The following is a 26,905-nucleotide window of genomic DNA, read 5'->3' as shown; positions in this document are numbered from 1 at the left end:
TCGTGGTTCAGGGCGTCAAGGTGGAGCGCGCCACTGTACGAACGACCTTGACGCCCTGGGCCGCGACTGCTCGGCTCTGCCTGGGTCGAAGGTGGTCGGCATGGGAGCCCCCGCGACGCTCGCCCCGCTCCGGCCGGTACTCGCGAACGGCGCCCCGTCCATCCCGGAGTCTGAGCGCCCCGCCGGAGGCATCCTCTTGAAGCCGCGGGCTTGGTTCTCGTCTCATGCCCCACGGGCCTATCCACTGCGGGCGCGCGTCGGCGGCGGCAGCGCCGAGCGGGCCGAAGGCAGGAGCGAGGGCGCAGCCAGAGCCGGGAAGCGCGCCCGGCGGAGCGGAGCGCAGCCGGGTGCCTTGACGGAGGTGGTTGGGATGTCTGACGAGCTGCTGACGGTGCCTGAGGTGATGTCTCGGCTAAAGGTCGGCCGGACCACGGTCTACGACCTGATCCGTACGCGTCGCCTGCCCTCGCTGACAATAGGCTCCAGCCGCCGTATCCCGGCTGACGGTCTCCGGGCGTTCCTCGCGTCCCGTCTTGAGAAGGCTGCCTGATGGCGAAGCGCCGTCCCAATGGCGGGGGCACCGTCACGAGGCGGAAGGACGGTCGCTATCAGGGCGCCGCGTACGTGACCAACACGGACGGGCACCGGGTGCGGAAGTTCGTCTACGGCTCGACGTACGACGAGGCGGCCGAGAAGCTGGGCAAGCTCCAGGAGCAGGAGCGCAACGGGGTGCCGGTGCCGTCGCGGACCTGGTCGCTCGGTGAGTGGCTGGCCTACTGGCTTGAGCACATCGTGAAGCCGAACCGGGAGCACAACACGTACGTGAAGTACGAGTCCAAGGTGCGGCTGTACCTGGTCCCGCATCTGGGCAAGAAGCCGCTGGTTCGGCTGACCCCGGCTCAGCTCCGCTCGTTCATGGCCGAGCTGAAGCGCACGGAGGTTCCGCCGGCCGCCCGCTTCGAGGTGCTGCGGGTCCTGCGGAACGCGTTGAACCGGGCCGTGCGCGAGGAGCTGCTGACCCGGAACGTGGCCGAGCTGGTGGACATGCCGAAGGTGACGAAGAAGGAGGCAAAGCCGTGGAATGCGCGGGAGGCCATCACGTTCCTTCGGTCCGCTCGGGCCCACCGGCTCTACGCGGCCTGCGTCCTGGTGCTCGTCCTCGGCCTGCGTCGCAGTGAGGTGCTGGGGCTGCGCTGGCAGGACATCGACTTCGATCAGCGTCAGTTCACGCCGCTCAAGCAGGTGCAGCGGGTAAAGGGTGTCGGCCTGGTCCTCAAGGACCTCAAGACGGAGTCGTCGCACGCCGTGCTTCCGCTGCCGGGGTTCTGCGCCCGCGCCCTGGAGGAGCGTCGGGAGCTCCAGGACCTCGAACGGCGGATCGTGGGCGATGGCTGGAGCCAGGAGCCGGGTCAGGACCTGATCTTCTCGTCGGAGCGTGGCGGGCTGATCGACCCCGTGGGCTTCTCCAGGAGCTTCAACGCGCTCGTGAAGCGGGCCGGGGTCCGCCGGATCACGGTGCGGCTCGCCCGGCACACCTGCGGCACCCTGCTGGCGTTCCTGAAGGTGCATCCCAAGGTCGCCCAGGCGATCCTCCGGCACAGCCAGATCAGCATGACGATGGACGTCTACACCCACGTGGTGGGCGACGGTGAGCGGGAGGCCGTGACGATGCTCGCCGAACTCCTGGAAGATCCACTGATCGGCTGATGTCAGCCGTAGATGTCAAAGGCCCCCCACCGTTCCCGGTGGGGGGCCTTCGTGTCTGGTGGGGCTAACAGGATTTGAACCTGTGGCCTCATCCTTATCAGGCCCGGTGTCAGAATCAGGATAGCCGCTGGTAGACGAACTGCCAGGTCAAGACCCATCTACACGGCCCTACACCGCTAAACCTCATGCGACCCCCGCCCAGCCCACTCCAGTCCCGGACTCGTTCCGGACTCCGCCGGACTCTCCGGCGACCATCCTGAGCTGCGCGTACCCGGGCTCTGCACCCTCCAGCGCCGCGAGCACCTGGCCCGCGTAGTCCGCCGACGCGTGCGTGTAGAGCCACGTCACCTCGCCCGCCCGCTCGTGCCCGAGGATCTCCTGAGTGATCGCCTCCGGCACCCCGAGGGCGTGCAGCTTCGAGGCGAAGGTGTGCCGCTGATCATGGAAGTCCGGCCACCAGTCCGTCCTCTTCCTCTCCTCCTTCTTCATGCGCCCCGTGTCCGGGTCCTCGACCTCCTCGACCCAGGTCTTCACGACCTTCCGGGCGATCCCGGCCTTGTCGATGGCGTCGACCCACCGGCGCCGGAGGCTGCTCCGGCGCAGCGGGGCCCGGTATCGCTCCCCACCCCCGCCCCCCTTCTTCGAGCCGCGGCGAACCGCGTTCCGGCCATGGAAGACAAGCTCGTCGGGCCGGAGGCCGTCGCTGACGTCAGACAGATGACGGGTGGCGTCCGGCTCAGCGGCCCAGAGGCCACGCAGCAACTCGACCGCCGTCTCGGTGAGCGGCACGGTGCGCAGCCCGGCGTCGCTCTTCGGGTAGGCCTTCCTCTTGATGTGTCCGCCTGGCTCGATCAGCACCTCGCGCACCTGGATGCGGCGGGAGGCGAGGTCTACGCGGCACCAGCGGAGGCCGGCGAGCTCTCCGAACCGGAGGCCGGTCTCCTCGGCGAGCTGCTGCACGGGGCGGAGGTACTCGGGGAGCTGCTCGCGGACCAGGGCGAGCTGCTCGACGGTGGGCGGCCGCTTGTCGTCGGGGTGCTTCCCCTTCCCGGACGGCAGCTTGATGCCGTCGCACGGGTTGAAGGGGATACGCCGGTCGTGCTTGGCGGCGGTGAGCATGCGGTCGAGGACCTGGAAGGCCTTCGTCACCGAGCTGGCGGCGAGCGGCCCGCCGTTCCCGTCCCAGATCGAGTTCACCCAGTTCTGGACGTCGAGCCAGGTGATGTCCACGAGGCGTACGGTCCCGAACCGCTTCTCAACGTGGTTGCGCCAGGACCGGCTGTCCCGGTCGATGGTGTTCTCCTCCAGCTGCGCAGTCTGCGACTCCCACCAGAGCGGATGCCACTTCGTCAGCGTGATCTCGCCGCGGGCGGGGTCCATCCACCGGCGCTCGCGCACTTCCGTGCGGAACCGGTCCAGGAAAGCGTCTGCGTCGTCCTCGATGTCGAAGTTCTTCGCCTGCTCGCGTTGGCCGGGCGGCGTGTAGCGCGCCTGCCAGGAGCCGATGCATTCCTTCATCTTGGCCCGGTTTCCCGGGTACTTGGCCAGGCAAAGCTTGCAGCCGCAGCGCTTGCTGCGGACCTGGCGCGGGTTCGCTGTTGTGCTCTTACGTCCCACGGTGGCGTCCTTGATCAGAGTGGGCCGGCGGCGATGGCTTCGCGCGGGATGGTGATGGGTTCGCCGCAGAAGCAGGTGAGTTCGCCGCCGGGTGTGGTGGGTGCGCCGAGGTCGGCCAGGAGCGCCGCGAGGTCTCTGATCAGGGTGTGGTGGTGGGTGCCCCCTTGGACGGTGATGGTGATCTCGTCCGGGTCCCAAATTGCGGTCTCCGACTGGGCGTCGGCTACGGCGATGAGAGTGCACACAGATATCCCCCAGGGCTCGCATAGGTGCGGTAGCCGCTACGGGAGGACAGCGGAGGTTGAAGATTACATCTGTGTGCGGATATGGCGCAGGCGTTTCGTCATATGCATTCGGAAGACTGAATTCCCCCTCGAATTAGGCAACCCTTAGCGGCTAGTGCGAGACGCGAGCGGCCGCCAGCATGGCCTCGGCGCTCTGGATGAGCGCGCGCTGTGCCTTAGTCGGCAGTTGGCGGTAGATGTCGAGGAGCCGGCGCTCGCGCTCCTCGTCCGCCTGCCCTGGGACGGGACGGCCTGCGGCCTCGAACAGCTCGCGTGGCGTGACCTCGACCCCCCACCCACGAAAGACACTGCCGATCGCCCGCAAACTCTCCGGGGGAATCCGGCTCGTGCCGCGAGTCCTCTTGATCCAGTGATTCAAGGTGGGGTGCTTGACGCCGGAGGCGTCCGCCAAGTCCTTCTGCGACTTGCCTCCCGCCTCCTCAAGGAGACGGGTTAGTAGTGCTGCCAGGTCCTCGCCAGCAGGGGCGGGGTCCTCGGCGGCGCGCCCGTGGGGGTCGCCGGGGTTGCTCGGGCCTGTAGTCACACACGGCAGAATCCCGCATCTCCATCTACATGCGCAAGTAGATCCCAGCACGTTGACCCGTATTTGACCGCGCACCGGCGCACCTACAAGACCCCTGTGCGCCCCCCTTGAGCTTGCCCGCAGCCCGAGCGAGCCCCCTTGACAGGATCTCCATCTACATGGAGATTGTAGATAGCGCAGGTCAGAACGACCCGCGTAACCCCTATTCGGCCATGCGCCGGAGGATCACCATGCGACGACTGGACAAGGGAGCCCCGCTCCGAGCCGCCATAAGGGCGGCCGGGCTGGACATCCCGCACCTCGCCGCCCGAACGAAGGAGCTGGACCCGACGGGGAAGGGCCTCTCGCCCGCGTACGTCGGCTTCATCGCCGGGACCGGCAAGAGCGCCCGCGAGGACTGTTCCGAGCGGGCCGCCGAGCTCATCGCCCAGGCCCTCGGCCAGGAGGTCGACGCGCTCTTCGAGACCGTCTTCCTCACGATCGTGAAATCTACATCTCCACGGAGATTGGAGATTGACGAATCCGGCGCCTCGGCGTCGCGGAAGGCCGCACCTCTGCCGGAGCAGCTGCTCGACCAGCGCGAGCTGTCGCGCTTCCTGCGGAAGTCGCCGAGCTGGATCGACGCGCAGATCAAGGCGGCGAAGGAGGCCGGCCGTACGTGGCCGGGCCTGCACTACGTCGGCCGCAGTCGGCGCTTCGACCCGAGGGCGGTCCTCGACGGGATGCGCGACCAGCGCACCCAGGTCTCCGCCTGACAGACCGCGGGGTCGCCCGCACCGCCAAGTACCGGACGACCCCAGACCCACCACCACACCAGAGAACAGGAGGCAGGCCGTGAAACCACAGGCTAGCCCCAAGATCACCCCGCCGGGAGCGGGACGGGAGCCGGAGCTCCTCGTCCTCGCCCGCAGCGGCGACCGGGAGGCATTCGCCACCCTCTACAACGAGCACCACGCCGAGGTGTCCCGGTACATCCGGGGCCGCGTCCGTGACGTGCATCTCGTCGAGGACCTGGTAAGTGAGACGTTCCTCCGTGCGCTGCGCCGGATCGACACGTTCACCTGGCAGGGCCGCGACTTCGGCGCCTGGCTCGTCACCATCGCCCGCAACCTGATCGTCGACCACTTCAAGACCGCACGGGCCCGGCTGGAGGTCGTCGTCGCCGTCACGCTCGACGGCGACATCCTGGTCGACAGCGCGGAGGACGAGGGGCTGCGCGAGCTCGCCGCCATCGAGGCCGCCGACACCCTGCACACCGCCCTCCTGGCACTCACCCCCGACCAGTACGGCGCGGTCCAGCTCCGCTACCTCGGGCAGCTGTCGCTCCGGGAGACCGCCACGGCGATGCACCGGAGCGAGGGCAGCATCAAGCAGCTCACGCACCGGGGCCTGGCCACGATGCGCCGCCGTCTGGCGGTGGCGGCATGAACGGAAACCTCCCCCAGGCCATCACGATGATCCGTGAGCTGCTCGCCGGCGACGGCGACGTCGCGAGCGCCATCGGTCACGCCCTCGATGGGGCCGGCCTTCTGGTCGACCCCGAGCGCGCCTTCGGCGCGGTCCTCCGCCGGACCCCGCAAGGGTGGCCCCCGGTCTCTCCGGCCACGCAGGCCGCGCCGCCGGAGCCGACGGAGCTGGAGCAGGAGGCGTCGGACTGGGACGCGGCGTGCGAGCGCGCCGCTCAGCTGGTCCACGTCGTCCGGGCCACCTACGCCGCCGAGCCGGACTTCGTCGGTGTCCGGGCCGACCGCGACACCGTCGTGATCAGTCTCCAGATCGCGGAGCTGTCCCGGTGGGCCGGGTGGATGTCCACCCTGGGCATCGTCGAGCACCAGCTGACCGGCCTCGACTACGTGGTGTGTGGCCGGACGACGATCGGCGACGTGCCGGTGAGCGTGCTGGCGTACGACCTGCCCGAGGTGCAGCTCATCGCCCAGGCCAAGGCCCGCCGCCCGTATCGGCATGCCGGGCTCATCTACGACCTGGCCGTCGGGCACAAGGACATCACCGGCGACACCTGGTACTTCCACGGCGACTACTCGGCGGAAGGGATGCCGCTGCTGTCGAAGGACGGCCGGCCGGAGCGGTGCAGCCTGGCCGGCGTGGTCGACATGCTCGGCCCGATTCTCCCCGTCCGTGAGCCGGTCACGGCCGCGCAGGGCGGTGAGCGCGGATGAACGCCATCACCACCATGCCCGCGACCGTCGAGCTGTTCGACGGCACGGTCACCCTGACCGACTGGGCGCTGACCGAGCTGTCCCCCGACTTCTACGGGCACAGCTATATGCAGATCGGCGGCTGGCTGCCCGAGGGCTACCAGCCGGGCCTGATCTCGCAGGGCACCAACCACATGGTCCGCGCGGACCTGCCGGGCATCGCCGACGTCGCCCAGGCCGTGAACGTGACGGTCGAGACGAAGGGGTACGGCGGCTCCCGACGCTTCATGAAGATCCACTGGCGGCACCGGTCCGCCCCGGCCGAGCTGGGCGAGATGCTCGGCTGCTCCGCGATGGGCTGCCGTTTCGGAGAGTGGTCCTCGAAGGCCGAGGAGCGGGGCTGGGTCCGGCACGGTAGCGGCTGGCTGTGCGTGCAGTGCGCGGACGCCGCCGAGGAGCGCGCCGAGATCGTCGCCCGCATTGACGCCGGGACCTGGGGAGCGCCGGCGCTCAGCTACCGGGCTCAGCAGCTGCTCGCCCACATCCAGGACGACCCCGGCACCCGGTGGCAGACCGGGCGCGCGGAGCAGGTGTACGCGGACCTCGGCTACCCGACGCGCGGACGCCGCCGAGGAGCCCGGGGCGACCTGAACGAGCTCGCCGCCCGCGGCCTCCTCACGGCCCACGGCCCCGCCGACGGCCGTTACTTCCTCCTCGCCAAGCCCAAGGACGGTGCCTGATGGCCGCCACCAAGCCGCAGAAGGTGTGGAACAAGGGCGTGGTCGGTGAGCCGAAGCCGCCCCGCGCCGTGGAGACGACCGCCCGGTGCACGACCACCGGGTGCGGCGCCCAGCCCGGTGGGGCCCGCCGCCACCCCGGCTGGGTCCTGATCGAGGTGGTCGGGTCCACGGAGCCGAAGCGGTACTTCTGCTCCTGGGACTGCGCCGCGTACGGGTCCGCCCTCGCCGAACTCCGCGTGGGAGATACCCGGTGAACGGTCCCCAGCACTACCGCGAGGCCGAGTGGCTCGTCGAGCGCGCCCACCACTTCACCTACGGCGACGGGGCCAACCCGGTCGTCGGTGCCGCTCTCGCCGCCGAGGCGCAGGTACACGCCACCCTCGCTCTGGCCGCCGCGACCGCCATGCAGGCCGCCGTGGACGGCTCCGAGCCGGGCATGGGTAGCGGCGAGTTCGCCGCCTGGTACGAGGTCGCGGGTGTGAAGCGGGGTGAGCGCGGATGAGCGCCTACTCCCGCGCCTACCGGGGCCTCGTCAAGGGGGGCATGCCCGCCACCGAGGCCGCGAACCTCCTCGCTCAGCTGCGGGCGGAGACGGGGGCGGAGCTCTCCGCCGCCCTCCTCGCCCACGCCACTGAGCTGTACGGCAAGCCGCAGCCCGGCGAGTCCCGGGCCCTCGGACGCACCCGGACCAGGCGTTTCGGCGCGATGCACGAAGCCGCCAAGTGGCTCATCGCCGACACCGCCACCGGCCGCCTCACCACCACCCCGCAGCAGCGCGACCCCCGGAGCACCACGTGAACACCTTCTCCTTCACCCCCGCCACCCGAGAAGCCGCTAAGGCCCGCATCGGCCTCCAGGGCCCGGCCGGTTCCGGCAAGACGAAGTCGGCCCTCCGTATCGCCGAGGGCCTCGCCAAGGGCGGCTCCATCGGCGTCATCGACACCGAGCGCGGCTCCGCCCTCACCTACGCGCCCGTCCCCGGCAAGCCCGAGCTCGGCGGCCACGAGTTCGGTCACATGCCGATGGACACCCACGACCCCCGGCACCTGATCCAGGCCATCGCCGCCGCCCGCGCCGCCAGCATCAGCGTGCTGATCGTCGACAGCTGGTCCCACTTCTGGAACGGCCGGGGCGGTCTCCTCACCATCGTGGAGGAGGCCGGCCGGAAGCCCGGCGCGGGCGGGTCCTTCGGCGGCTGGCGCGAGGGCAACCCGATCGAGCAGGACATGCTCGACGCCCTCCTCAATTACCCGGGCCACGTCATCGCCACCATGCGCACCAAGGGCGACTACGTGATCGAGGGCAAGAAGGTCACCAAGGTCGGCGTCAAGGCAGTCCAGCGTGAAGGTGCCGAGTACGAGCTCGGGTTGATCCTCGACATGGTCGAGGGCACCGGCAACGTCACCAAGACCCGGTACGAACCGCTGGAGGGTCTGACGATCCACCACCCGGGCGAGGACCTGGCAGAGATCATTCTTGAGCAGCTCGGCCAGGGTGTGGACCCGATCGAGGTCCTGATGACCGACCTGACGGCCCCCGGCCTGACCTACGAGGGTGCTCTGGCTCTGCACGCTCGGGCGAAGAGCCGTGGGCTCCTGGACACCGGGCAGCTACACCCGAAGACCGGTGAGCCGACGACCATCGGCACGCTGATCGCCGAGTACGGTACGGCGCTCCGCTCCCAGCCCGCCGCGCCGTCGGCCCCGGCCGGGCCTGCCCCGTACTCCACCTCCGACGCGGTCGCCGCCGAGGGAGCGATCGGCCCGGACCAGCAACCCGCCAGCGAGGCGGTGACGGCCCCGCAGTCGCGGAAGATCTTCGCCGCCCTCGCCGGGCTCGGCTTCGACAACAGCGACCGCGAGCGCCGCCTCCGCGCCATCAGCCTCATCGTCGGCCGCCAGGTCCCCACCCAGAACGACCTGACGTTCGGGGAGGCCGCCGTCGTCATCGAGACGCTCGACGGCTTCACCGGCGACGACGCGGCCGACCGCTTCCGGGAGCACCTGAACAAGCTCCTGGACGCCGCCAAGCAGCCCGCCCACGCCTGATCCACCACTGACTGCGGGTCCGGCCGCCGACTCCCGGCCGGACCCGCACCACCCCAGAGAGGAGGACCCCACAGTGGTGGACCCCACCCCCGAGCAGCGCGACGCCGAGGCACTCGCCTGGGTCGACACCATCACGGCGGTGAGCGCATGAACGTCTTCGAGTGGATCGTCATCGGCCTCGTCCTCACCTGGGCCGTCGTGACGCTCGCCGCCGGTGTCGTTGCCCGCATCGCCTACTCACTCGGCAGGCACGACGACTCCGAGTTCACGGTCGGCCTTGACCGCCTCCGCGCCGCGATCGCCACGGCGGACATCGAGACCGAGCCCGGCGGCCCGTCCGCCGACCTCATCGACTGCTGGGGCATCTGGCCCGACGCCCCCATCCACACCGGAGAGGACGACCTCCGATGACCCCGATCAACGTCCCGTGGGGACTCGCCGCCTGCCTGGGCTGCGACACGGACACCTGGTTCCCCGAGGGCCGTACCAGCGCGGCGAACACCGCCCGCATTGCGGCCAAGACCACCTGTCTCCGCTGCCCGATCCGCGACGCGTGCCTGGAGTCCGCCCTCATCGAGGAGCGCGGCATGGGGGCATCGAGCCGCCACGGAATCCGGGGCGGGAAGTCCGGCAAGCAGCGCTTCGAGCTGGCGACCCGGACCGGCGCGCGGCCGAAGCAGCAGCGCGCCTGCTGAGCACCGGGTGCGCGGACGTTGACCCGCTCCGTCCGCGCACCCGGCCACCACTCACTAACCCCCGGAAGGACAGCACGGTGACGGAGACCCCGCCCGAGTGCACGCACTGGATCGGCGCAGACCGCCGGTACTGCCGTGCGCGCGACGCGGTCCGCCGCTACCTGCCCGGCCTCCGGTGCCCCGCCCACACCCCGTCAGCCCTCCGGGGGCGGCCGGAACCACCGCCCGGCCCCGGCTGGCCGGCGGGCGCCTGGACCACCCCCTCGCCCCAGAGCGCCTCCGCCCTCTTCGACCAGCGGGCGGTCGCCTCCGGCAAGCGCCGGGCCTCCGCCCACACCTACCGAGCAGCACAGCAAGCAGTCCGAGGAAGGAAGTCATGAGCACCACCACCAAGCCCATCGCCGAGGAGACCGAGGAGCGCACGGTCCGCCCGTTCGCGGCATTCCTCCAGGAGCAGTCCGGCGGCCAGCTGCACGACGAGCTGTCCACCCGCCTGCACGAGCTCATCGAGGCCGTCCGCGAGACCGGGAAGGCCGGGGCCATCGCGCTGAAGATCGACGTGAAGCCGATCGTGGGCACCGACGGCCGGACCGTCACGGTCACGGACACCGTCACCTCGAAGGTCCCCAAGGCCGAGCGCCCGAAGTCGATCTTCTTCGTCGACGACACCGGCAACCTCTCCCGCACCGACCCGCGCCAGCCCGTCATCACCGGGCTCCGCGAGGTCGAGCCCACCCCCGCCCCCACCCAGCTCAGGAGCGCCAAGTGACGCTGAACCGCTACGACGCCGCCATGCCGTCCGACCTGAACGGCACCCAGGCCGTCATCGACGTCGCCATGCGCGCCGCCCAGCCCCACCAGCTCGACCCCGGCTTCTTCTACACCCTCGTCACCCCGGGCGGCGATGTCCAGAAGGTCGACCTCACCGGCCCCGAGCACACCGGCGTCCCGGCCCGGAAGTCCGGCACCACCCTGGTCCGCGACGTCGACTCCTTCCTCGCCTACTTCGACAAGCACGGCGACGACAACTCCGAGGTGTACGCGGACGTCGAGCGCCGCACCATCACCGCGGTCCTCGACGCCCACACCGGCGAGAACGCCCGCTGGGGCGGTCACCGCGTCGAGCTCCACCTTCGCGAGACGTCCGCCTGGCGGGCCTGGACCTCCATGGATGGCCAGCTGGTCCCGCAGGGCCAGTTCGCCGAGTTCATCGAGGACAACCTCGTCGACCTGGTCGAGCCGACGGCCGCCACGATGCTGGAGCTCGCCGAGTCCTTCGAGGTGACCACCTCCGCCGAGTTCCAGTCGTCCCAGCGGCTCGACTCCGGTGCCAGGAAGTTCTCGTACGTCGAGGAGCAGACCGGGAAGGCCGGCCACAAGGGCGACATCACCATCCCGGCGACGCTGACCCTGGCCCTGCGGCCCTTCGAGGGCACCGAGCCCTACAAGGTGATCGCCCGCTTCAAGTACCGCCTGGACAAGGCGAAGGGCGAGCTGCGCCTCGGCTTCAAGATCGAGCGCCCCGGCGATGTCCTCGCCGCGGCCTTCGCCGACATCCGGACGCTAATCGATTCCGACGTCCCGATGGCCGTGCTGAACGGCGCACCCGCACACCGCTGATCCCTCTGGTGCGGCCGGTGACCCCGGCCGCACCCCGCACCATCTCGAAGGAGCCCTGTGGGCGGCCGCCTGTACGTCGAGGTGCTGGACTACGCGCCGACGACGCTGACACACCGCGAGAAGCTCGCCCTCGCGGTGCTGGCCGACGACGCCCGGGACTCGACGCGGATCACCTGGTCCAGCGTTGAGTCGGAGAAGATCCTCCGCCGCGCGCAGGTCTCCCGCGCCCAGATCTACGCCGTGATCAAGGCGCTGATCGCGAAGGACTGCCTGAAGAAGGTCTCCGCCGGCCAGAAGAATGGCACGGCGAAGTACATGATCCTGCCGCTCCAGTGTCCGCAGATCCCAGACGCTGAGGACGACGGTCAGCGTCCGGATTCCCCTGACGCTGAGGAGAACGGTCAGGGTCCGGAAACTCCTGACACTGACGCTCAGGGTCCGGATTCTCCTGACACTGACGACTCTCAGCGTCCGGATTCTGCGGACACTGGCCAGTGTCCGGAAATCCCTGACACTGACGAGTCTCAGTGTCAGGGAATCCCGGACGTCAGTGTCAGGGAATCCCGGACGCCTACTCTCTCTCCTCTCTCTACAAGACCTCTCTCTTCTCTCGGACCACCCGTCTCGGCTGACGCACAAGCCGCGCAAGACGACGTCGTCGATGCCGAGGTCCTCGACGAACCTGCGGACGAGCACCCGGGCAAGGTCACCGCCCAGACGATCGTCGGCGAGTGGCTGGAGCGCGCACCGAAGCGCCCACCCGGCTCCGTCATCGGCCAGATGTCCAAGACCATCCGCGTGCTCCTCGAAGAGGACCGCATCGACCCCGACGACATCCGGCGCGGCATCGCCCACTGGATGGCCAAGGGCCTCCACCCCTCGACGCTCCCCAGCGTCGTGAACCAGGTCATGAACGCCGCCGCCGCTGCTCCGCGCCAGGCCCCCGGAAGCGCCCTCTACGACCAGGCCACCGGAACCACCGTCTTCGACCGCGCCCGCGCCCGCCTCGCCGCCCGCACCACCCAGGAAGGACAGGACCAGTGACCCAGGACGAAGCCATCCTGCTGCTCGAATACGTCGCCGCTGCCTGCCCCGCCCAGCGCATCAGCGAGTTCACCCCCGACGTCTGGGGCGAGCTCTTCGCCCCGTACAACCTCGACGAGGCTCGTGCGGCCGTCATCGTCGTCGCCGGCCGCCAGCCCTTCGTCGCCCCGGCCGACGTCATCACGGAGGTCAAGGCCCGGCGTGAGGAGCGCATCGAGCTGGCGCACGTCGTCTACGACGGCGACCCCGACGAGACCGGCGCCCAGTCCGCCGCATCCCGCCGCGCCCTCATCACCGCCGCCGCCGACGGCCTCTTCCCGGCCCGCACGCCCGCCGCCGCCCTCGGCACCGCCGACCGGCTCGCCCTCCCGCCCGGCGAACCCGGCCCGTACACCAACCGCATCGCGGCCGCACGGGCCGCCGTCGGCCAAGCCACCCCCACCGCCCGCGAAGGCGTCGTCAACCCGCGCACCATCGGCTGCCGCGTCTGCCAGGCCCTCCCCGGCATCAGCTGCGACGCGCGCGGCCGCCGCATGCGCGACGTCCACCCCGCCCGCCTCGAAGACGCCCGCCGCCAGGCCGCCGGCCTCCCCCCGCTCGACCCCGACGAGGCCCGCGCCGCCGAAGACCGCATCCGCGCCGCCTCCGCCGCCGCCCTCGCCCAGCACGACACCACCGAGGAGACCCCCTGATGCGTACCGCCCGCTTCCCCCAGCTCGCCGTCCGCTGCCCCTGGCCCCCGTGCACCGCCCCCGTCGGAGAGCTCTGCTCGAACGCCGCCGCCGGCACCACCTGGCGCGACAAGACCCACGACGCCCGCCGCGTCGCCTGGGTCATCCACACCACCACCTGCCCCGTCTGCGCCGCCGCCCCCGACAGCCCGTGCATGACCCAGCCCCCCGCGCTCCGTACCGCGCTGACCGCCCCGCACCCCGAGCGGATCACCGAGGCGGACACCACCCACACCGCCACCCACAGGACCCCGCCATGGCCCCACCAGCCGCCCACTGCCCCGACTGCCGGAACCCGATCCGCTGGACCCGCACCGAAGCCGGCCGCAACCTCGCCGTCGACCCCGATCCCCACCCCGAGGGGAACGCGGCCGTCTGGCGCGACGGCACCGGGGCCCTCCGGTCCCGACGCCCGACCGCCGACCTCCCCCTGACCGGCTGGGAACGCCTCCACCTTCCCCACATCGCCACCTGCCCCGCCCGCCAGGAGCAGACCGCCCTCCCGCTCCCGGCCGGAGTCACCCGACTCTCCGACCACCGACGGAAGAAGAACCGATGACCGACACCTCCATCCCGGAGCTTCCCGAGCAGCCGTGCACCGACCCACGGCACAGCGGAACCATTCGAGCCCAGCTCGGATGCACCGGCCCCGATCCCGCAGAGCAGCACGCATGTGAGCTGTGCGTCGTCGTGAAGCCGACCGCGTACGCCCTCCGTGACCACATGCTGAACGTCCACCCGGACCAGTTCGAAGCCTGGCGCGACCGTCCCCAGCCAGTCGAGGACGACGAGGCCGCCCGCGCCGCCATCGCCCCGCTCGCTGCCGCCGTCCGCAAGGCCAAGGCCCAGGAGCGCGCCGAGATCCGCGCCCAGGCCATCGCCGACACCATCACCACCCTGCGGGCCGTAGCCCACCCCAACACCGAACGGGGAGCCGGCATCCGCTGGGCAGCCGACCACCTGGAGCGGATGGCCAAGGAGGAGCTTGCCTCCGCGCCGGTCCACGCCGCCGCGCAGACCGAGACCACGCACCTCGGTGCCACCGCCCGCGACGCCGCGATCCAGGCCGTCAAGGACCACCCCAGCACCACGTTCATGGCCCCCTACGAGTCCCTGGCCGACGCTGTGCTCACCGCAGCCGCCCCGCTGATCTGCAACGAAGCTCTGCACCAGGCCGCCCACCGCATCCGCGACCTCACCTCGACCAAGTTCACGGATCTCGGGAAGCAAACGCTGCTGGAGGCCGCAGACCTGATCGACCCCAAGACCACCGAGTGATCATCGTCGCCTTCGTGGCCCTCGTCGCGATCACCACCGGCCTCATCACCGGCACCTGGACCAACCTCCCCAACCTCAAGATCACCAAGCGATAGATACCCACCGCGTGAACCGGTTCTGATCCGGTTCGCGCGCAGGGAGAACAGGAAGATCAACATGGCTCTTCCCACCATGACCGGCGTCGGCCGCCTCACGAACGACCCGGAACTCCGCTTCACCCCGAACGGCAAAGCCGTCGCGTCCGTGCCGCTCGCGTTCAACAGCCGGAAGCTGAACCGCCAGACGCAGGAGTGGGAGGACGGCGACGTCCTGTACGTCCGCGGTTCGGCGTGGGAGCGCCTGGCGGAGAACCTCGTCGAGACCCTGGCGAAGGGCATGGAGGTGATCGTCACGGGCGAGCTCCGGACGGAGTCCTGGGAGAAGGACGGTCAGAAGCACGAGCGGACGGCCCTGCTGATCCGCTCGATCGCCCCGTCGCTGGTGTTCGCCACCGCCAAGGTCACCAAGGTCACGACCGGGCAGAACGGCGGGCAGGGAGGCGGACAGGCGCGCGGGCAGGCCCAGCAGCGCCGACCCCAGCAGTCCCGCCCGACCCAGCCCCCGGCCGACGACCCCTGGGCCATCGACAACGCCCGCGGCCACAGCGACGAGCCCCCGTTCTGATGGCCGCCGTCCTCCGCCTCCCCGGCGGCGCGGGCGAAGCCTCCGAGATCGTTGAGGCGCTCCTCGTTGCTGCCGGGGCCCGCGACACCACCGCCCCCAAGCTCGCCGCCCGCTGGCGCCAGATCGCCAACGACATCGGCGACGCCCTCGACCAGCTGCCGGTACCCAAGACCACCCAGGAGCAGAACTGATGCGCATCTTCTACGACACCGAGTTCCTCGACGACGGCCGGACCATCGACCTCATCAGCATCGGCATGGTCGCCGAGGACGGCCGCGAGCTCTACGCCGTCAGCAGCGAGTTCGACCAGGGCGCCGTCCGCCGGCACGGCTGGCTCATGGCCAACGTCTGGCCCAGCCTGCCCATCCTGCGGAACCCCCGCGGCGTGCGCGGCACCGACCGCATCGACGTCACCGACCCCGACGTCCACCCCCGCCCGCAGATCGCCCGCATGGTCTCCCGCTTCATCCAGGAGACCCCGGACCCGCAGCTCTGGGCGTACTACGCCGCGTACGACCACGTCGCGTACGCCCAGCTCTTCGGCCCCATGTCCAACCTCCCCGCTGGCCTGCCGATGCAGACCGACGACCTAGTCACCGAAGCGAAGCGCCTCGGGCTGACCCCGGCCGACCTGCCGAAGCAGGAGGCCGGCCACCACAACGCCATCGCGGACGCTCGCCACAACCTCGCCATGGCGAAGTACATGGACTCCATCACCCGCAAGGCCTGACCCACCCTCCGTACGACCGGATTTGGGGCCCTACACGAGGGCCCGCCCCCGGCATACCGCCAGGAGCACCCACCATGTTCGGACTCACCACCACCCGACGCCTCCGCGCCGCGAAGCTCCAGATCCTCGGCCTCCACACCAAGCTCGGCCTCCTCCAAGGCTTCCGCGACGCCGACATCGCCGCCGCCCGCCGCTGTGCCGAGCAGGACCTCGCCGACGAGATCGACGCCCACCTCGCCACCATCCGGCGTGTGCTCGCCGACGAGGCAGATCTCGAAGCCGAGCGCCGTACCGCCACCTCGCTCGCCGAGCAGCTGCTCAACGCCACCAGCGGCCAGTCCACCGCCGCCCGCCAGACCCTCGGCCTTCCCGAGACCGGCCCCTGGGAGCGCGCGGTCGACGGCCTCAACGCCCTCGTCGACGCCCAGATCCCGTTCCACATCGAGCCCGACGGGCACATCAGCAACCCGAGCGGCGACGAGCACATCGAATGGGACCGCGAGGCCGGCCGCTGGCGTCTCGTCCACGACGACGAGACCTCCGTCACGATCACCATCGACGACACCCTCGGTGACGCCCTCAGCGCGAAGGGGGACGGCCGGTGAACGCCTCCGACGACGACATCACCACCCGGCTCCGCGCCGGGGCCTCCAACAGCGCCATCGTCCGCGAGCTCCACGTCGACAAACACCGCGTCGCCCGACTCCGCCAGGCCGCCGGCCTCCCCGCCCACAAGCCCCACCTCCCCACCCTCGAAGAGAAGTGGGCCACCAAGACGAAGCGGGTCGCGGGCGGACACGTCCGCTGGACCGGGTCCAAGGGCAGCAGCGCCGGGACCCCCGTCCTCGCCTACAGGGGCGCCGTGGTCACCGCGGCCTCCGTCGCCTTCCGCATCCGCACCGGCCGGGCGCCCGTCGGCTACGTCCTGCCCGAGTGCGGCTACCACCACTGCGTCGCCCCCGAGCACGTTGAGGACGAGCCCGGCCGGCAGAAGGCGCGCGAGCAGCTCCGGTACCTGATGGGAGGTACCGCCCGGCCCGAGCGCTGCGTCCACGGCCACGACCAGGCCGTGCACGGCAAGTTCGAGGAGGACGGGGTGTCGTACTGCGCCCGGTGCAAGGCCGAGCAGCGCGCGGCGCACCGGGCCCGGGAGACCGCCGGTGTCTGAGCTGCCCGACCTCCTCCGCTGCCCCCTCAAGGACTGCCCGACCGAGGCCGACGAGTTCGACCTCTTCGATCATCTCGCCAGCGACCACGCATGGGGCGAGCTGGTTGACCGGCTCGTCGCCCTCGCGCCCGACCTGCCGTACCACCGGTCCGTCGAGTGCGAGAAGTGCGGCACGGACGGCGCCCGCCCCGGCGATCACCCGCTCTGCGCCGACTGCGAGGCCGAGATCGGGCTCAGCCCTTGAGCGACACCTGCGGGGTGTGCAACCGGCCGCTCCTCGACCCCGAGTCGAGGGCGGCCGGCATCGGCCCCACCTGCGCGAAGAAGTTCCACGGCAGCACCGCGACCGCGGGCTCCCACCAACTCACCTTCGAGGAACCCATGACCGACCCGAAGCCCACCGGTCGCTGCGGCAACGACCCCCGCACCGTACTCAGCCCCGGCGACCAGGCCGCCGTCGCCGAGTTCAAGGAGTACCTCGCCGAGAAGGCCCGCGCGGACCGGGCCGAGGCCGCGATCAAGCGCACCGTCGACCAGATGCGCGCGTACGTCGTCGCCTCCGGCAGCGCGGGCGTGAACCCGAAGCAGGTGATCGACCTGCTCTCCCCGACCTGGCCCAACGGCAACCACGAAGCGCCGGCCCCTGGCCCCGCCGAGCCGACCGCCGAGCCCCGCCGCCGCTGAGCATGCAGCAGGGGCGCATCCACCGTCCGCCAAGACCGGATGCGCCCCCAGGTGATCATCACGATAGCCCCACCGCACCCCGGAGCGCCCGATGACCACCACCGCCACCCACACCACCGAGCGCCACCTCTTCACCATCGCCCACCACTGGCGCGACCTCCGCGAACACCTCGCCACCCGCGGCACCACCTGGCCCCCCACCATGGGCATCGGCATCATCAGCCACCGCGACCAGGACGACGAGCAGGCCGAGGCCGCGACCTGGCGGGCCGAAGCCCTCCGCGCCCTCGAACGGTCCCCGGACCAGCCCGGATGGACCGCCGCCCCGCTGCGCCTCGACGTCCTCGACACCATGGTCACCGTCGAGGCCGGCCTCCTGGAGCTCGCCGACCAGACCGCAGCCGCCGTCCAGCACGCACCAATCACCCCGGCCCCGCCCCGCCGGTCGTGGCCGGACGACCCGCGCGCCCGCCGTACCGCCGAGGCGGACGACCGGCGCCGCAACCAGCTGGCGCTCCGGCAGGGGAAGGACCCGCGCCGATGGCGGTACACCGGGGAGCAGCGCACCGCCCCGCTCGCCGCCCTCTGGCTCCTCGCCCGCACCCAGGGCGTACGCGGACCCTGGCGGCCGCTCACCGAGGCTGAGCAGCACCGCATTGACGTGGTCGCCCGCACGTCGGCCGGCCTCGTCGAGCGGGCCCTCGACGTCGGCGACGGCCGCGTACGCCTCGCCGCACTCTGCCCCGAGTGCGCCGGCTGCCTTGATATGCAAGGCGGCGGGGGAGTCGCACCCCTAGTTCGCTGCCAGACGTGCGGGCGTACCTGGGGCGGTGCTGATGTACAGGAACTTCGACCCTTGACCTGACAAAACTGCTGCTCCGCCCCATAACACATGTGAGAGACATCTTCAGCTCAATGCCCCACGACACGACAGCATTCGAGACATGGCTCACGTCGCGGGACCAAAAAGGAACAAGGGTGACACTCTGTGCCAGGGCTGATTGCCCGTCACCTTGGATTCTTAAGTGACTCACCGGTACGCGGCACCCAGTGTCGAACGCGATGCCGGTTTCGTGTCAACCTGATGGCGTAACCTGAACGTCACAAGGCCGCCTTCGATCCGAAGGCGGCCTGGGAACAGCTATGTGCGGGGTGCCTCCCGCCGAAGCTACGACAGCAAGGATGGAACCCTTGACTGACTCTTATGACACTACAGTGTCGCCCCTCTCTGGCAACAGTGGGGGGTCTAGTCCATTCGATCGAATCATGCTCCTGGACCACCGGGGCGAGGAACGCTGGTCCGCCCGCGACCTCCAGCAGCTCATGGGGTACGACGAGTGGCGCAAGTTCGACGACACCATCTCCCGCGCTGCGGCCACCATCGAGGCGGCAGGGATGGACCCTCTCGATCACATTGTCGGTGCCGCCAAAGTGATGGAAACGGGCAGGTGGGGGCGCACCAAGGTGAGGGACTACCGCCTCACCCGGTTCGGCGCCTACCACGTCACGCTCGCCGGAGACGGCAGGAAGCCCGAGGTGGCGGCAGCGAAGACGTACTTCGCGGTGAAGACCCGGGAGGCCGAACTGGCCGCGAAGCCGGACGTCGGTAGCCCCGAGGGCGTACTCGCCCTCGCGGAGCAGTACGTCGCCGCCGCGAAGGAACTCGTCGCCACGAAGAAGGAACTCGCGGTCGCGGCACCGAAGGCCGGCAAGTGGGACGCCTTCTGTGACAGCGACGGGCTGATCGACATGGGCACGGCCGCGAAAGCGCTCACCGACGTCACCGGTGGACTGGGGCGGACGAAGTTCATGAACCGGCTCCGGGAGAGCGACCTGCGCTTTCTCCAGGTGCAGAACCCTCGGATCCCCTACGAGGTGCACATCCAGGCCGGGCGCGCCCAGGTCAAGATGGTCCAGGCTGGCTACCAGTGGGTGGAGCAGACCTTTCTGACGCCCAAGGGGCTCGACTGGCTGGTGGACCGCTTGGGCGGAACGGCCCTGTCGGCCGCCTGACGTACCTGGGGTCCCTACTGCCGCAGCAGTAGGGACCCTTCGCGTCGTCGGCTGGTCTGCGCGGGGACCAGTTAGCACGGAGGAGCCGGAGCCACCCCTGTCGTGCGGTGCGCCAACTGCGGGCGGATCTGGTCATCGTGCTTGAGGTGCGCAACTCGCGAACACTGCTTTGGAGATCCACTCCCTAGTGGCTGCCATCACCGTGTAAAATGCCCGCTTTTGACCGTTGACTCTTAAGACTCACCGTCTACAGTGGATAGTGCGCGGACGGTCGTCTGCTGGTCGGAAACGTCAGCACCCGCCAAGGGCGGCTTAAGCCGGCCGACGCGCATCACAGGGCCGCTACCCACGGGTACGCGGCCTTCGTGCTGCCATTCCACGGATGCATCTTCAACCCGTACGACACCACCGGAGAGCAGCCCCGCCGGTAGAGGCGAGGGCTCAACCCCTCCAGGTAGCGCGGCTCGACGTTGCCGAACTTGTCTGGGTTGAACGCGGCGAACGTCGCCGACGCCGCGAGGTCGGCCGCCTGCAACATCTCGATCCGCTTGGGCTGGTCAATGCGTCCACCCTTCGGATCCAGGGCCGGCCAGTGAATGCGGCAGCCCGGGTCCACCCGCAGCTTCGACTCGTACTCGCGGAGCTTGGACAGCTTCATCCGGATGATGTGGGCCAGGGTGTAGGTCATCACGGCCGAGGAGTCCCGGGCGAACCAGGACAGCCGCTCCAGGAGGAAGCGCAGGGTGAAGAGGTACTCCTGGTCCTCGTTCATCTGCGAGGCCCCGCCGAGGTGACGCTTGCACACCACCACGCTGGAAACCGTTGCCCACTCCTGCCTCCCGAGGGACTGGGCCGCGTGCAGGCGGTCGGTGTGCGCATTGAACTTCTGCCAGTGGAGGGGGTCACCCGGTCGACGCCGAAGGTCGCGTCGCAGCTGGGCAAGGAAGTCTGCTGCGGCCGGAGCGTCCTCGTCGCCCAGGATCACCGCCGACATGACGAAGTGGTCGCTGGACGCCTTCGAGTGGGACCGTACGCCGGCCTCGTCCACGTAGGCGTGGAGCTGCCGCCGGGGGGCAGCTCCACGCTGCAACTGCTGCGGCACCGACTGCATGTACGACACGTGCGACCACTCCATCCCGTTGACGCGAAACGACTGCATGCACTCGCAGCCGTCGTATACGAGACGGCGACTCAGGTACATCGCAGAACGATCGTGGCATGCAACGCCCGGAGAACCAACGAATGTTATTCACGATCTTGTGGACACGCATCTCGAACCTGTTGATAACACGGTGGAGTTGGTGCACAAGCCTGCGGACGAACCTGTGGACAGAGCGATCCGCTGACAAGCTTCACACCCGTGACCTGCGACGATGCGGCCCACAGATTGTGGTCAGCGAGATCTCTCTGAATCTGTGCATAACTCGGCCAGCCGCAAAGCGCTTTCAGGGCCAGGGGCACCGATCCAGGAGCCGGGGGCCAGAACGCGTAAGCCCCGACCGTGAGGCCGGGGCTTACCGCACAGGAGATACGAGTCGTCGAGGTCAGCCGCCCTCTGCGCCCTTCGCCTTCAGGTCCGTCCGCTCTCCTTGCCGCGTCTTCCGATTCCGGAAGTACCGCTCGACGGCCACCCAGTCGAAAACGCGCATGCGACCGTCCTGGAAGACAGGCGGAGGCCACGCCTCGTCCTCGGCCGCCAGCTGCCGGATGCGCGCTGGGCCGACCCGCTTGAGCCCGGCGGCCTCCAGCAAGTCCGGGATCTGCGGGATCGTCACCAACTTGGGCGCCTCCTCGCTCGCTTCCTCCCCGGGGGAGCTGGACATAGCGTCATCCTCTCACAACTTATTAGCGCTAGCGCAAATAAGTGCTACGGTCGTTCCTGTCAGATACAGATCGACCCCGGGCAGAGCTGCGAACCTCTGCCCGGGGCCAGCCATCCCACCTGTCTCATCCAGGAGGAATGACCGTGCCCAACCGTACCGATCTCTCCCAGCCCGACGAAGCCCTCCGCCAGACCCGCGCCATCGAGGAGGCCGGCGACCTCCGCCAGCTCCTCACCCGCATCGCCGACCGACTCACCGAGAACCTGCCGGGCCGCGCGATGCGCGAGGTCAACCGGCTCGCCTACGCCCGCGACTACTCCGACGCCGAGCACGGCTACCGCACCCCGATGGCGCTCGCCGTCGAGCGGGCCCTCCTCCGGCAGATGCCCCGCATCGAGACCCGCCCCATCACCCGTGGCGAGTACGCGCTCCTCCTCCGCGCCCGCGCCGGGCGCGCCACCCGGGCGGAGCGCGTCGCCGAGCTCCAGCGGGAGGCCGCCGAGGCGTTCACCGCCGCCCGCCCTCGTGAGGACCAGGCGCTCGCCGCAGTCGTCTGCGCGCGCATCGACGGCAACGCCTCCGCCACCCGCTGAACACCCGGCCGGGCACCACCGCGCGCCCGGCCGGCCCACGCTTCCGGAGATCCCCATGCCCCGCACTCGCACCGTCGAGCGCTCCCGCCTGGTCCCGCACACCATCGACGGCACCACCCACCTCGTCCTCGACCGGTACGAGGAGAAGGTGCCCCTTCCGCCGCGCGACTGGGACCGCCTCGTCCTCACCGGCGTCACCGCGGCCGCCGCCGTCATCGGGGTCGCCTCGATCATCTGGTCCACCGCGAGCATCGGCAGCCTCCTCGACCTGGTCGTCCCGCTCACCGCCGCCGCGTACGCCGCCGCTCTGGTCTTCGACCTCGTGTGGCTGTCCTGCATGGCCCTGGAGTGGCTGGCCCGCTACGACCAGGAGCGCGCCGTCCTTCCTCGCCGCGCCGGATACGTGGCCCTCGGCATCGCCATGGGCGCGGTCGGTGCCCACGGCTGGATTGCCGGGGAGTTCGCGATCGGCTGTGTGGCCGCGGCCGTGTCCGGCCTCGCGAAGGTGATGTGGAGCGTGGTCCTGCGCCACCACGCCAAGCCCCTCGACAGCCACACCCAGCAGTGGGTCGACGCCGAGCGTGCGAAGGCTGGCGGGCGCCTCGCGATGGTGTCCGTCCGCCGGGAGCTGACCCGCGCCGAGGAAGCTGTCGCAGCCGAGCGGGCCGCCCTCTCCGGAGCCTCCGGACCGTCTCCGGACGCTGATCCGGATCGCCCGGAGGCCCGGGTGGAGAATCCGGACGACGAGGAGACGCCTGCCACCACGGGGCCCATGACCATTGCGGATGCTGTCCGGACGGCTGTTTCCAGCGGCATCACCGATCCGGACGCGGTCCTCCGCTACGTCCGGAAGGTCGCGGACGCCAACGCGAAGGAGAGCAGCGTCGAGCGGTACCTCCGGACCGTCCGGAGGCCCGCATGAGCGCCCCGGAGAGGGACGCCGAGAGCCGCGTCCGGGCGTGGCTCCGGGACCGGATCGACGGCCCCGCCCCGGAGCCCGCCGCCGACCCGCTCGTCCAGGTCCGCTACGTCCCCCCGCCTCCGGCCGAGCCGCCGGCCCCGGCCGCGCCGGACGACCAGGAGCACGAGGACGACGAGCCCGATACGGCCCCCGAGCGCCCCTGGTGGTCCCTGCCGCCCGGCCCGTTCGGCCGCCGCACCACCGCCCCGGAGCCCGACCCGGGCCCCGTCGAGCAGGAGGTCGGCCCCGGGCTCTACGTCACCGTGAACCAGCCCGCCCCCGCCGCGCCTCCGTGGCTCGCCCCGGACCCGGCCGCCGAGCGGGCCGCCGAGCGCCTCCACCGGCGCCGGATCTGGCTCGCCTACCACGGCGGCGCCGCCGCAGCCGGATGGGCGGTCAACCTCGTGGACCTGATGCGCGACCTCCTGGCCGACGCAGGCCCGGCCGCCCCCGCCGTCGGCGTCGCCATGGGCCTCGTCACCTGGATCGTCGCGAGCTACCTCCCCGGCCTCCCCTACATGCCCCCCGCGCTGCGCCCCGTCCTCGTCTGGGCCGCCCGCATCCCCGTCTGCTCCGCCGCCATCGCCCTCGCCCTGCACGCCCCCGGCCACCTGTAAGGACCCCCTGACCATGCACGTCATCGCAGCACCCACCAGCGGCGGAGCCGTCCTCGGTAGCCTCGGGGGCGGCGGGATCGCCCTCGCCCTGACCGCCCTCCTGATCCTCGGCGTCCGCGGGGGAGGCCGGATCAAGTTCGGGGCCGGGAAGGCCGGCGTCTGCGCATTCCTCGCCGGAACCTCGTACGTGGCGGCCGGGAAGATCTGGGAGAACGCCGAGCGCGTGGTCGCCCAGGGATTGACCGGCTTCGGCGTGGGATCCGACGGGCCTTTCGGCCACGTCGGGATCGGCGCGGTCGCCCTGCTCCTCCTGATCATCATGCTCGCCGCACCCCTCGGCGCGAAAAGCGCCGCCGTCGTCGCCCTGATCGCCGCGTTCGTATGGCCGGCCACCGGCGACGGCACCATCTGGGCCATCCCCGGACAGCTCGCCGCCGCCGCCCTCATGTCTGTTGGAGGGTGACGTGGACGGCTGGATCCGGTTCTGGACCGCCGTGTGGGTCGGCTGGATCGCCCTCAGCGGCCGCGCCATCGACCTCGTGCTCTGCACCACCCCGACCAAGCCGACCGCACCCCAGCAGAAGCCGAAGAGCGAAGCGGAGCAGGCCGCAGGAAGCGCCGAGGAGCGTGCCGAGGAGGCGGGGGAGGGCGCAGAGAAGACCCCTCCGGAGAAGACGGAAAAGAGGAAGACGACCCCGACGAAGGGGTCACCCGCCCTCCGCATCCTCTGCCTCGTCCTCGCCATCGGGTTCATCTACGGCCTGCCCTGGACCACCCGCATCGCCATCGCGGCCGCCGCCGCCTGGACCACCACCGCCATCACCCTCGGCCTCATCGCCACCAGGCCCAAGGCGAAGCCGTCCGAGAAGGACGAGAGCAGCGAGCAGAAGAAGCCCGACGAGCCCCCACAGCACCCCTCCGAACTGCTGCCCCGGGAGCACGTCGCGGTGTTGCTCTCCACCCTCTACACCGAGGGCTCCGGGGTGCACCTCGCGACCCTCGCCGAGCACCTCACCGCGACCCCCCTGATGGGCCTACCCGCCACCCCCTGGCGCACCGCCCACGTGCGCGCCCTCCTCACCCGCCACGGGGTGCGCGTACGGCCCGGCGTACGGGTGCCCCCGGCAGGCACCCGCGAGGGGGTCCACCGCGAGGACTTCCCACCCCTCCCCCCTCCCCCTGCTGGGCCGCCGGTTGTTGGTGTTGTTGTCGCAGGTCAGAGCAACAACAACAACGCGGGCCACAGCCCGGACCGCCCCTTCCGGATCACGCCCGACCCCACCAACCCCGTCCGCCACCACGTCCACCACGAAAGGGCCTGACCCATGGCGAAGAAGAAGGCCTGCGAGACCTGCGGCACGAAGGACAAGACCGTGGAAACCATGCTCGACCCGATGACGACCGCCCTCTACCCGGAGGACACGGACCACGACGAGATGACGCTCTGCCCGCCCTGCGCGACCGCGAGGTTCGAGGAGAGCTGACGGCTGCCCGATCCGCCCGGCCCGACCGGGCGGTGAGAGGAGCCGGACAGCCCGGCCCACACCAGGAGGCACCCATGGGATTCCTGAGCGACCGCCGTGCCGAGGCGCAGGCCGCCATCGACAACGGCCGGCCCGAGGCCGCCGCCGACACGATCGTCCACGCAATGCTCGAAGGCCCCGGGAGCCTCTCGGACAACCTCCGCGACATGGCCAAGAGCGGCGACGACAAGAGCAAGTAGCCCTCGCTCCGGGGCGGCCGACTCACTGCCAGGCGACCGGCCGCCCCGGGCCCCATCCCTCACGAGACAGGACCACGATCATGGCACCGCTCAAGCCGACGAGCACCGGCCTGACGCACAAGACGATGAGCATCGGCGAGCTCAAGCGGAAGAACGACCAGTCGCAGACCGCCCGTACGCAGGAGAAGACCGGATCCGCCCCCATCAGCCAGCAACCGAAGGGACGATGACCAGCATGACCATCACCACCGGCCTCGCCACCCGCGAGGGCACCGCCCAGGACAACGCCGACGCGGCGAAGGTGTACGTCCTCGCGGACGGCACCGTCGGCGCCGCCGTCATCGACGGCATCGGCCACGGCCCCCACACCTCCCGCACCGCGCCGCTCCTCGCCGAAACCGCCGCCCGCGTCTCCGCCCGGCGCGGCCCGCTCGGCGGACTCCTCTCCGCCTCCGAGCTCATCGCCGACCGCGGGGCCGACGGCGAGGAGGCCGACGCGGTCGCCGTCGCCGTACGCGTGCGCCCCGACGACCGGGTCGCCGTCGTCAACTGGACCGGAGACGCCCGCGCCTACGGGTGGGACGGCACCCGGCTGGAGCTGTACACCGACGACCACACCGTCGGGAAGCAGCTCCGCGCCAACGGCGTCGCGCTGGAGCTGTCCCGGCAGCACGACAACTGGCTGAGGACGTCGCTCGCCCGCGCGACGATCGGCACCGTCTACACCGCCGGCATCCGCGACCGCATGATCATCCTCACCTCCGACGGCATCCACGACCAGGTCCCCGCCGACACCCTGGAGGACCTCGTGCGCGAGCACCAGGCCAATCCCCAGGCCCTCGCCGACGCCTTGGTCGCCGCCGCGCAGCCCGACCAGGACGGCTACCGCGACGACGCCACCGCCGTCGTCGTCTCGATCCGGGAAGTGCGCTGATGTGGGAGAGCGCGATCGCGGTCATAGGCACGCTGGCGGGCGGCCTCCTGGTCACCGTGACCCAGCAGGTCACCGACCGCCGCACGCAGCGCGAGCAGCACCGGGCGCAGGTAGCTGACCTGGTCGGGCAGCTCCTGTCCGCCGCACTTCGGTACCGGCAGCTCTACTGGCTCCGGGTCGATGCCCTCCGCGCGGGCGAGCCCGACCCCGTCGGCCGGGCCGATTTCTACCAGGCCCGCAGCGATGTGACCGAGGCCCGGGACCGGCTCGCCCTTGTCGTCACCGACGAAACTCTGCTCCGGGCGGCCGGGCGGGCGGCGTGGTCGGCCCTGGACCTGAGCGAGATCGACCCCGGCCTTCCGGAGGACGGTCGATACGCCCCGGAGGTCGAGGCCCGGCTCGACGCGGCGCGGGAGCGGAGCCGCGACGCCCACACCGCGCTGCGGCAGGCTGCCACCGGCTACGGCACACGGGCCGCCCCCGGCCGCGTCGTCGACAGCCGGTCCGACAGCACCTGACGACCACACCCGGG

Annotated in this window: 43 protein-coding genes and 1 pseudogene; 39 read left to right on the top strand and 5 right to left on the bottom strand. The window is 70.7% G+C overall.

Translation table 11 applies throughout. The features are described from left to right. Positions 1–370: 370 nt before the first annotated feature. Positions 371–550, top strand: a complete 180-nt coding sequence (locus IF19_RS0131595) for a helix-turn-helix domain-containing protein (protein WP_030114439.1) — start codon at positions 371–373, stop codon at positions 548–550. Beyond that, a complete protein-coding gene (locus IF19_RS0131590; RefSeq protein WP_030114440.1) occupies positions 550–1,707 on the top strand; it encodes a tyrosine-type recombinase/integrase in 1,158 nt (385 codons plus the stop codon). Before IF19_RS0131595 ends, IF19_RS0131590 begins: the two co-directional genes overlap by 1 nt. Before the next feature lie 183 nt (positions 1,708–1,890). Here IF19_RS0131590 and IF19_RS0131585 read toward each other — a convergent pair whose 3' ends face one another. The 3 genes from IF19_RS0131585 to IF19_RS0131575 form a co-directional block, all read right to left on the bottom strand. Continuing rightward, positions 1,891–3,324, bottom strand: a complete 1,434-nt coding sequence (locus IF19_RS0131585) for a site-specific integrase (protein ID WP_136975161.1) — start codon at positions 3,322–3,324, stop codon at positions 1,891–1,893. Positions 3,325–3,338: 14 nt separating this feature from the next. Next, positions 3,339–3,569, bottom strand: a complete 231-nt coding sequence (locus tag IF19_RS0131580; protein ID WP_050494034.1) for a hypothetical protein — start codon at positions 3,567–3,569, stop codon at positions 3,339–3,341. 151 nt (positions 3,570–3,720) lie between these two features. After that, complete coding sequence (locus IF19_RS0131575; RefSeq protein ID WP_234313284.1) at positions 3,721–4,152, bottom strand: helix-turn-helix domain-containing protein; 432 nt, start codon at positions 4,150–4,152, stop codon at positions 3,721–3,723. Positions 4,153–4,382: 230 nt separating this feature from the next. Between IF19_RS0131575 and IF19_RS1000000137990 the strand changes: the two genes are divergently transcribed. From IF19_RS1000000137990 to IF19_RS1000000135575, 27 genes and pseudogenes are all read left to right on the top strand, one after another. Next, positions 4,383–4,907 (top strand): hypothetical protein, encoded by a 525-nt coding sequence (locus IF19_RS1000000137990; RefSeq protein WP_050494033.1) that lies wholly within the window; start codon positions 4,383–4,385, stop codon positions 4,905–4,907. A gap of 79 nt (positions 4,908–4,986) precedes the next feature. Further along, positions 4,987–5,580 (top strand): sigma-70 family RNA polymerase sigma factor, encoded by a 594-nt coding sequence (locus IF19_RS0131560; protein ID WP_234313283.1) that lies wholly within the window; start codon positions 4,987–4,989, stop codon positions 5,578–5,580. After that, complete coding sequence (locus IF19_RS0131555) at positions 5,577–6,329, top strand: BN159_2729 family protein (RefSeq protein ID WP_050494032.1); 753 nt, start codon at positions 5,577–5,579, stop codon at positions 6,327–6,329. Before IF19_RS0131560 ends, IF19_RS0131555 begins: the two co-directional genes overlap by 4 nt. Next, positions 6,326–7,048, top strand: coding sequence for a hypothetical protein (locus IF19_RS0131550; RefSeq protein ID WP_030114446.1), 723 nt, complete (start codon positions 6,326–6,328; stop codon positions 7,046–7,048). The genes IF19_RS0131555 and IF19_RS0131550 overlap by 4 nt, the downstream gene beginning before the upstream one ends. Continuing rightward, positions 7,048–7,302, top strand: a complete 255-nt coding sequence (locus IF19_RS0131545; protein ID WP_030114447.1) for a hypothetical protein — start codon at positions 7,048–7,050, stop codon at positions 7,300–7,302. Before IF19_RS0131550 ends, IF19_RS0131545 begins: the two co-directional genes overlap by 1 nt. Beyond that, on the top strand, positions 7,299–7,550 hold the full coding sequence (locus tag IF19_RS0131540) for a hypothetical protein (protein WP_030114448.1): 252 nt from the start codon (positions 7,299–7,301) through the stop codon (positions 7,548–7,550). The genes IF19_RS0131545 and IF19_RS0131540 overlap by 4 nt, the downstream gene beginning before the upstream one ends. After that, positions 7,547–7,846, top strand: coding sequence for a hypothetical protein (locus IF19_RS0131535; RefSeq protein WP_030114449.1), 300 nt, complete (start codon positions 7,547–7,549; stop codon positions 7,844–7,846). Before IF19_RS0131540 ends, IF19_RS0131535 begins: the two co-directional genes overlap by 4 nt. After that, a complete protein-coding gene (locus IF19_RS0131530) occupies positions 7,843–9,096 on the top strand; it encodes an AAA family ATPase (RefSeq protein ID WP_050494031.1) in 1,254 nt (417 codons plus the stop codon). The genes IF19_RS0131535 and IF19_RS0131530 overlap by 4 nt, the downstream gene beginning before the upstream one ends. Before the next feature lie 147 nt (positions 9,097–9,243). Next, positions 9,244–9,507, top strand: a complete 264-nt coding sequence (locus IF19_RS0131525) for a hypothetical protein (protein WP_030114451.1) — start codon at positions 9,244–9,246, stop codon at positions 9,505–9,507. Next, positions 9,504–9,791, top strand: a complete 288-nt coding sequence (locus IF19_RS01000000135145) for a WhiB family transcriptional regulator (protein WP_032747603.1) — start codon at positions 9,504–9,506, stop codon at positions 9,789–9,791. Before IF19_RS0131525 ends, IF19_RS01000000135145 begins: the two co-directional genes overlap by 4 nt. Positions 9,792–9,868: 77 nt before the next feature. Next, positions 9,869–10,171 (top strand): hypothetical protein, encoded by a 303-nt coding sequence (locus IF19_RS1000000136625; protein WP_078581016.1) that lies wholly within the window; start codon positions 9,869–9,871, stop codon positions 10,169–10,171. Then, positions 10,168–10,560 (top strand): hypothetical protein, encoded by a 393-nt coding sequence (locus IF19_RS0131515; RefSeq protein ID WP_050494030.1) that lies wholly within the window; start codon positions 10,168–10,170, stop codon positions 10,558–10,560. Before IF19_RS1000000136625 ends, IF19_RS0131515 begins: the two co-directional genes overlap by 4 nt. Continuing rightward, on the top strand, positions 10,557–11,411 hold the full coding sequence (locus IF19_RS0131510; RefSeq protein WP_234313282.1) for a DUF2303 family protein: 855 nt from the start codon (positions 10,557–10,559) through the stop codon (positions 11,409–11,411). The genes IF19_RS0131515 and IF19_RS0131510 overlap by 4 nt, the downstream gene beginning before the upstream one ends. Before the next feature lie 57 nt (positions 11,412–11,468). After that, positions 11,469–12,455: a hypothetical protein gene (locus IF19_RS0131505; protein ID WP_030114455.1), complete on the top strand. Its 987-nt coding sequence runs from the start codon at positions 11,469–11,471 to the stop codon at positions 12,453–12,455. Then, positions 12,452–13,147, top strand: coding sequence for a hypothetical protein (locus tag IF19_RS0131500; RefSeq protein WP_030114456.1), 696 nt, complete (start codon positions 12,452–12,454; stop codon positions 13,145–13,147). The genes IF19_RS0131505 and IF19_RS0131500 overlap by 4 nt, the downstream gene beginning before the upstream one ends. Continuing rightward, positions 13,147–13,437: pseudogene (locus IF19_RS1000000138985) on the top strand (zinc finger domain-containing protein); the annotation flags it as partial. The gene IF19_RS0131500 and the pseudogene IF19_RS1000000138985, both read left to right, overlap by 1 nt. Before the next feature lie 5 nt (positions 13,438–13,442). Beyond that, entirely contained in the window at positions 13,443–13,745 is a 303-nt protein-coding gene (locus tag IF19_RS0131495; protein WP_030114457.1) for a hypothetical protein, read from the top strand. Beyond that, positions 13,742–14,464 carry a hypothetical protein gene (locus tag IF19_RS0131490; RefSeq protein ID WP_030114458.1) on the top strand — a complete coding sequence of 241 codons (723 nt, stop codon included), beginning with the start codon at positions 13,742–13,744 and terminating at the stop codon, positions 14,462–14,464. Before IF19_RS0131495 ends, IF19_RS0131490 begins: the two co-directional genes overlap by 4 nt. A gap of 156 nt (positions 14,465–14,620) precedes the next feature. Continuing rightward, a complete protein-coding gene (gene ssb / locus IF19_RS0131480) occupies positions 14,621–15,127 on the top strand; it encodes a single-stranded DNA-binding protein (RefSeq protein WP_030114459.1) in 507 nt (168 codons plus the stop codon). Next, positions 15,127–15,318, top strand: a complete 192-nt coding sequence (locus IF19_RS0131475) for a hypothetical protein (RefSeq protein WP_030114460.1) — start codon at positions 15,127–15,129, stop codon at positions 15,316–15,318. Before ssb ends, IF19_RS0131475 begins: the two co-directional genes overlap by 1 nt. Next, positions 15,318–15,857 (top strand): 3'-5' exoribonuclease domain-containing protein, encoded by a 540-nt coding sequence (locus IF19_RS0131470; RefSeq protein WP_030114461.1) that lies wholly within the window; start codon positions 15,318–15,320, stop codon positions 15,855–15,857. The genes IF19_RS0131475 and IF19_RS0131470 overlap by 1 nt, the downstream gene beginning before the upstream one ends. 74 nt (positions 15,858–15,931) lie before the next feature. After that, a complete protein-coding gene (locus tag IF19_RS01000000135140; RefSeq protein ID WP_032747601.1) occupies positions 15,932–16,462 on the top strand; it encodes a hypothetical protein in 531 nt (176 codons plus the stop codon). Next, on the top strand, positions 16,459–17,025 hold the full coding sequence (locus IF19_RS0131460; RefSeq protein ID WP_030114462.1) for a hypothetical protein: 567 nt from the start codon (positions 16,459–16,461) through the stop codon (positions 17,023–17,025). The genes IF19_RS01000000135140 and IF19_RS0131460 overlap by 4 nt, the downstream gene beginning before the upstream one ends. After that, on the top strand, positions 17,018–17,269 hold the full coding sequence (locus tag IF19_RS0131455) for a hypothetical protein (protein WP_030114463.1): 252 nt from the start codon (positions 17,018–17,020) through the stop codon (positions 17,267–17,269). Before IF19_RS0131460 ends, IF19_RS0131455 begins: the two co-directional genes overlap by 8 nt. Then, on the top strand, positions 17,266–17,709 hold the full coding sequence (locus IF19_RS0131450) for a DUF6011 domain-containing protein (RefSeq protein ID WP_136975160.1): 444 nt from the start codon (positions 17,266–17,268) through the stop codon (positions 17,707–17,709). Before IF19_RS0131455 ends, IF19_RS0131450 begins: the two co-directional genes overlap by 4 nt. Before the next feature lie 91 nt (positions 17,710–17,800). Continuing rightward, positions 17,801–18,574 carry a hypothetical protein gene (locus tag IF19_RS0131445; RefSeq protein ID WP_030114465.1) on the top strand — a complete coding sequence of 258 codons (774 nt, stop codon included), beginning with the start codon at positions 17,801–17,803 and terminating at the stop codon, positions 18,572–18,574. A gap of 401 nt (positions 18,575–18,975) precedes the next feature. After that, positions 18,976–19,722, top strand: coding sequence for a phage antirepressor KilAC domain-containing protein (locus IF19_RS1000000135575; protein ID WP_050494028.1), 747 nt, complete (start codon positions 18,976–18,978; stop codon positions 19,720–19,722). Between the two features lie 331 nt (positions 19,723–20,053). Here the strand turns inward: IF19_RS1000000135575 and IF19_RS0131435 are convergent, their stop codons facing one another. Next, on the bottom strand, positions 20,054–20,881 hold the full coding sequence (locus IF19_RS0131435) for a DUF3800 domain-containing protein (RefSeq protein WP_158706252.1): 828 nt from the start codon (positions 20,879–20,881) through the stop codon (positions 20,054–20,056). A 385-nt stretch (positions 20,882–21,266) separates the two neighbouring features. Beyond that, positions 21,267–21,545, bottom strand: a complete 279-nt coding sequence (locus tag IF19_RS0131430; RefSeq protein WP_050494027.1) for a hypothetical protein — start codon at positions 21,543–21,545, stop codon at positions 21,267–21,269. A 143-nt stretch (positions 21,546–21,688) separates the two neighbouring features. On the opposite strand from IF19_RS0131430, the gene IF19_RS1000000137275 reads away from it, so the two are divergent. The 10 genes from IF19_RS1000000137275 (at position 21,689) to IF19_RS0131380 (ending at position 26,891) form a co-directional block, all read left to right on the top strand. Continuing rightward, positions 21,689–22,138 carry a hypothetical protein gene (locus IF19_RS1000000137275; RefSeq protein WP_136975159.1) on the top strand — a complete coding sequence of 150 codons (450 nt, stop codon included), beginning with the start codon at positions 21,689–21,691 and terminating at the stop codon, positions 22,136–22,138. 55 nt (positions 22,139–22,193) lie between these two features. Further along, complete coding sequence (locus IF19_RS0131420; protein WP_030276536.1) at positions 22,194–23,060, top strand: hypothetical protein; 867 nt, start codon at positions 22,194–22,196, stop codon at positions 23,058–23,060. Further along, positions 23,057–23,716 carry a hypothetical protein gene (locus IF19_RS0131415; RefSeq protein WP_030276534.1) on the top strand — a complete coding sequence of 220 codons (660 nt, stop codon included), beginning with the start codon at positions 23,057–23,059 and terminating at the stop codon, positions 23,714–23,716. The genes IF19_RS0131420 and IF19_RS0131415 overlap by 4 nt, the downstream gene beginning before the upstream one ends. A gap of 13 nt (positions 23,717–23,729) precedes the next feature. Continuing rightward, on the top strand, positions 23,730–24,179 hold the full coding sequence (locus tag IF19_RS0131410; protein ID WP_030114474.1) for a hypothetical protein: 450 nt from the start codon (positions 23,730–23,732) through the stop codon (positions 24,177–24,179). Position 24,180: 1 nt separating this feature from the next. Next, on the top strand, positions 24,181–25,038 hold the full coding sequence (locus IF19_RS1000000135570; protein WP_030114475.1) for a hypothetical protein: 858 nt from the start codon (positions 24,181–24,183) through the stop codon (positions 25,036–25,038). Between the two features lie 3 nt (positions 25,039–25,041). After that, complete coding sequence (locus tag IF19_RS1000000137865) at positions 25,042–25,200, top strand: hypothetical protein (RefSeq protein ID WP_156095464.1); 159 nt, start codon at positions 25,042–25,044, stop codon at positions 25,198–25,200. Between the two features lie 74 nt (positions 25,201–25,274). Beyond that, positions 25,275–25,439, top strand: coding sequence for a hypothetical protein (locus IF19_RS1000000137860; protein WP_156095465.1), 165 nt, complete (start codon positions 25,275–25,277; stop codon positions 25,437–25,439). 80 nt (positions 25,440–25,519) lie between these two features. After that, positions 25,520–25,669, top strand: a complete 150-nt coding sequence (locus IF19_RS1000000137855; RefSeq protein ID WP_156095466.1) for a hypothetical protein — start codon at positions 25,520–25,522, stop codon at positions 25,667–25,669. 5 nt (positions 25,670–25,674) lie between these two features. Then, entirely contained in the window at positions 25,675–26,373 is a 699-nt protein-coding gene (locus IF19_RS0131385; RefSeq protein ID WP_030114476.1) for a PP2C family serine/threonine-protein phosphatase, read from the top strand. Beyond that, entirely contained in the window at positions 26,373–26,891 is a 519-nt protein-coding gene (locus IF19_RS0131380; RefSeq protein ID WP_030114477.1) for a hypothetical protein, read from the top strand. Before IF19_RS0131385 ends, IF19_RS0131380 begins: the two co-directional genes overlap by 1 nt. Positions 26,892–26,905 lie beyond the last annotated feature (14 nt).

Origin of the sequence: Streptomyces californicus (assembly GCF_000717645.1) — a bacterium.
Taxonomy (GTDB): Bacteria; Actinomycetota; Actinomycetes; order Streptomycetales; family Streptomycetaceae; genus Streptomyces; species Streptomyces californicus.
Note: the sequence above shows the minus strand (reverse complement) of the source record. Positions and strands in the feature narration are given on the sequence as shown.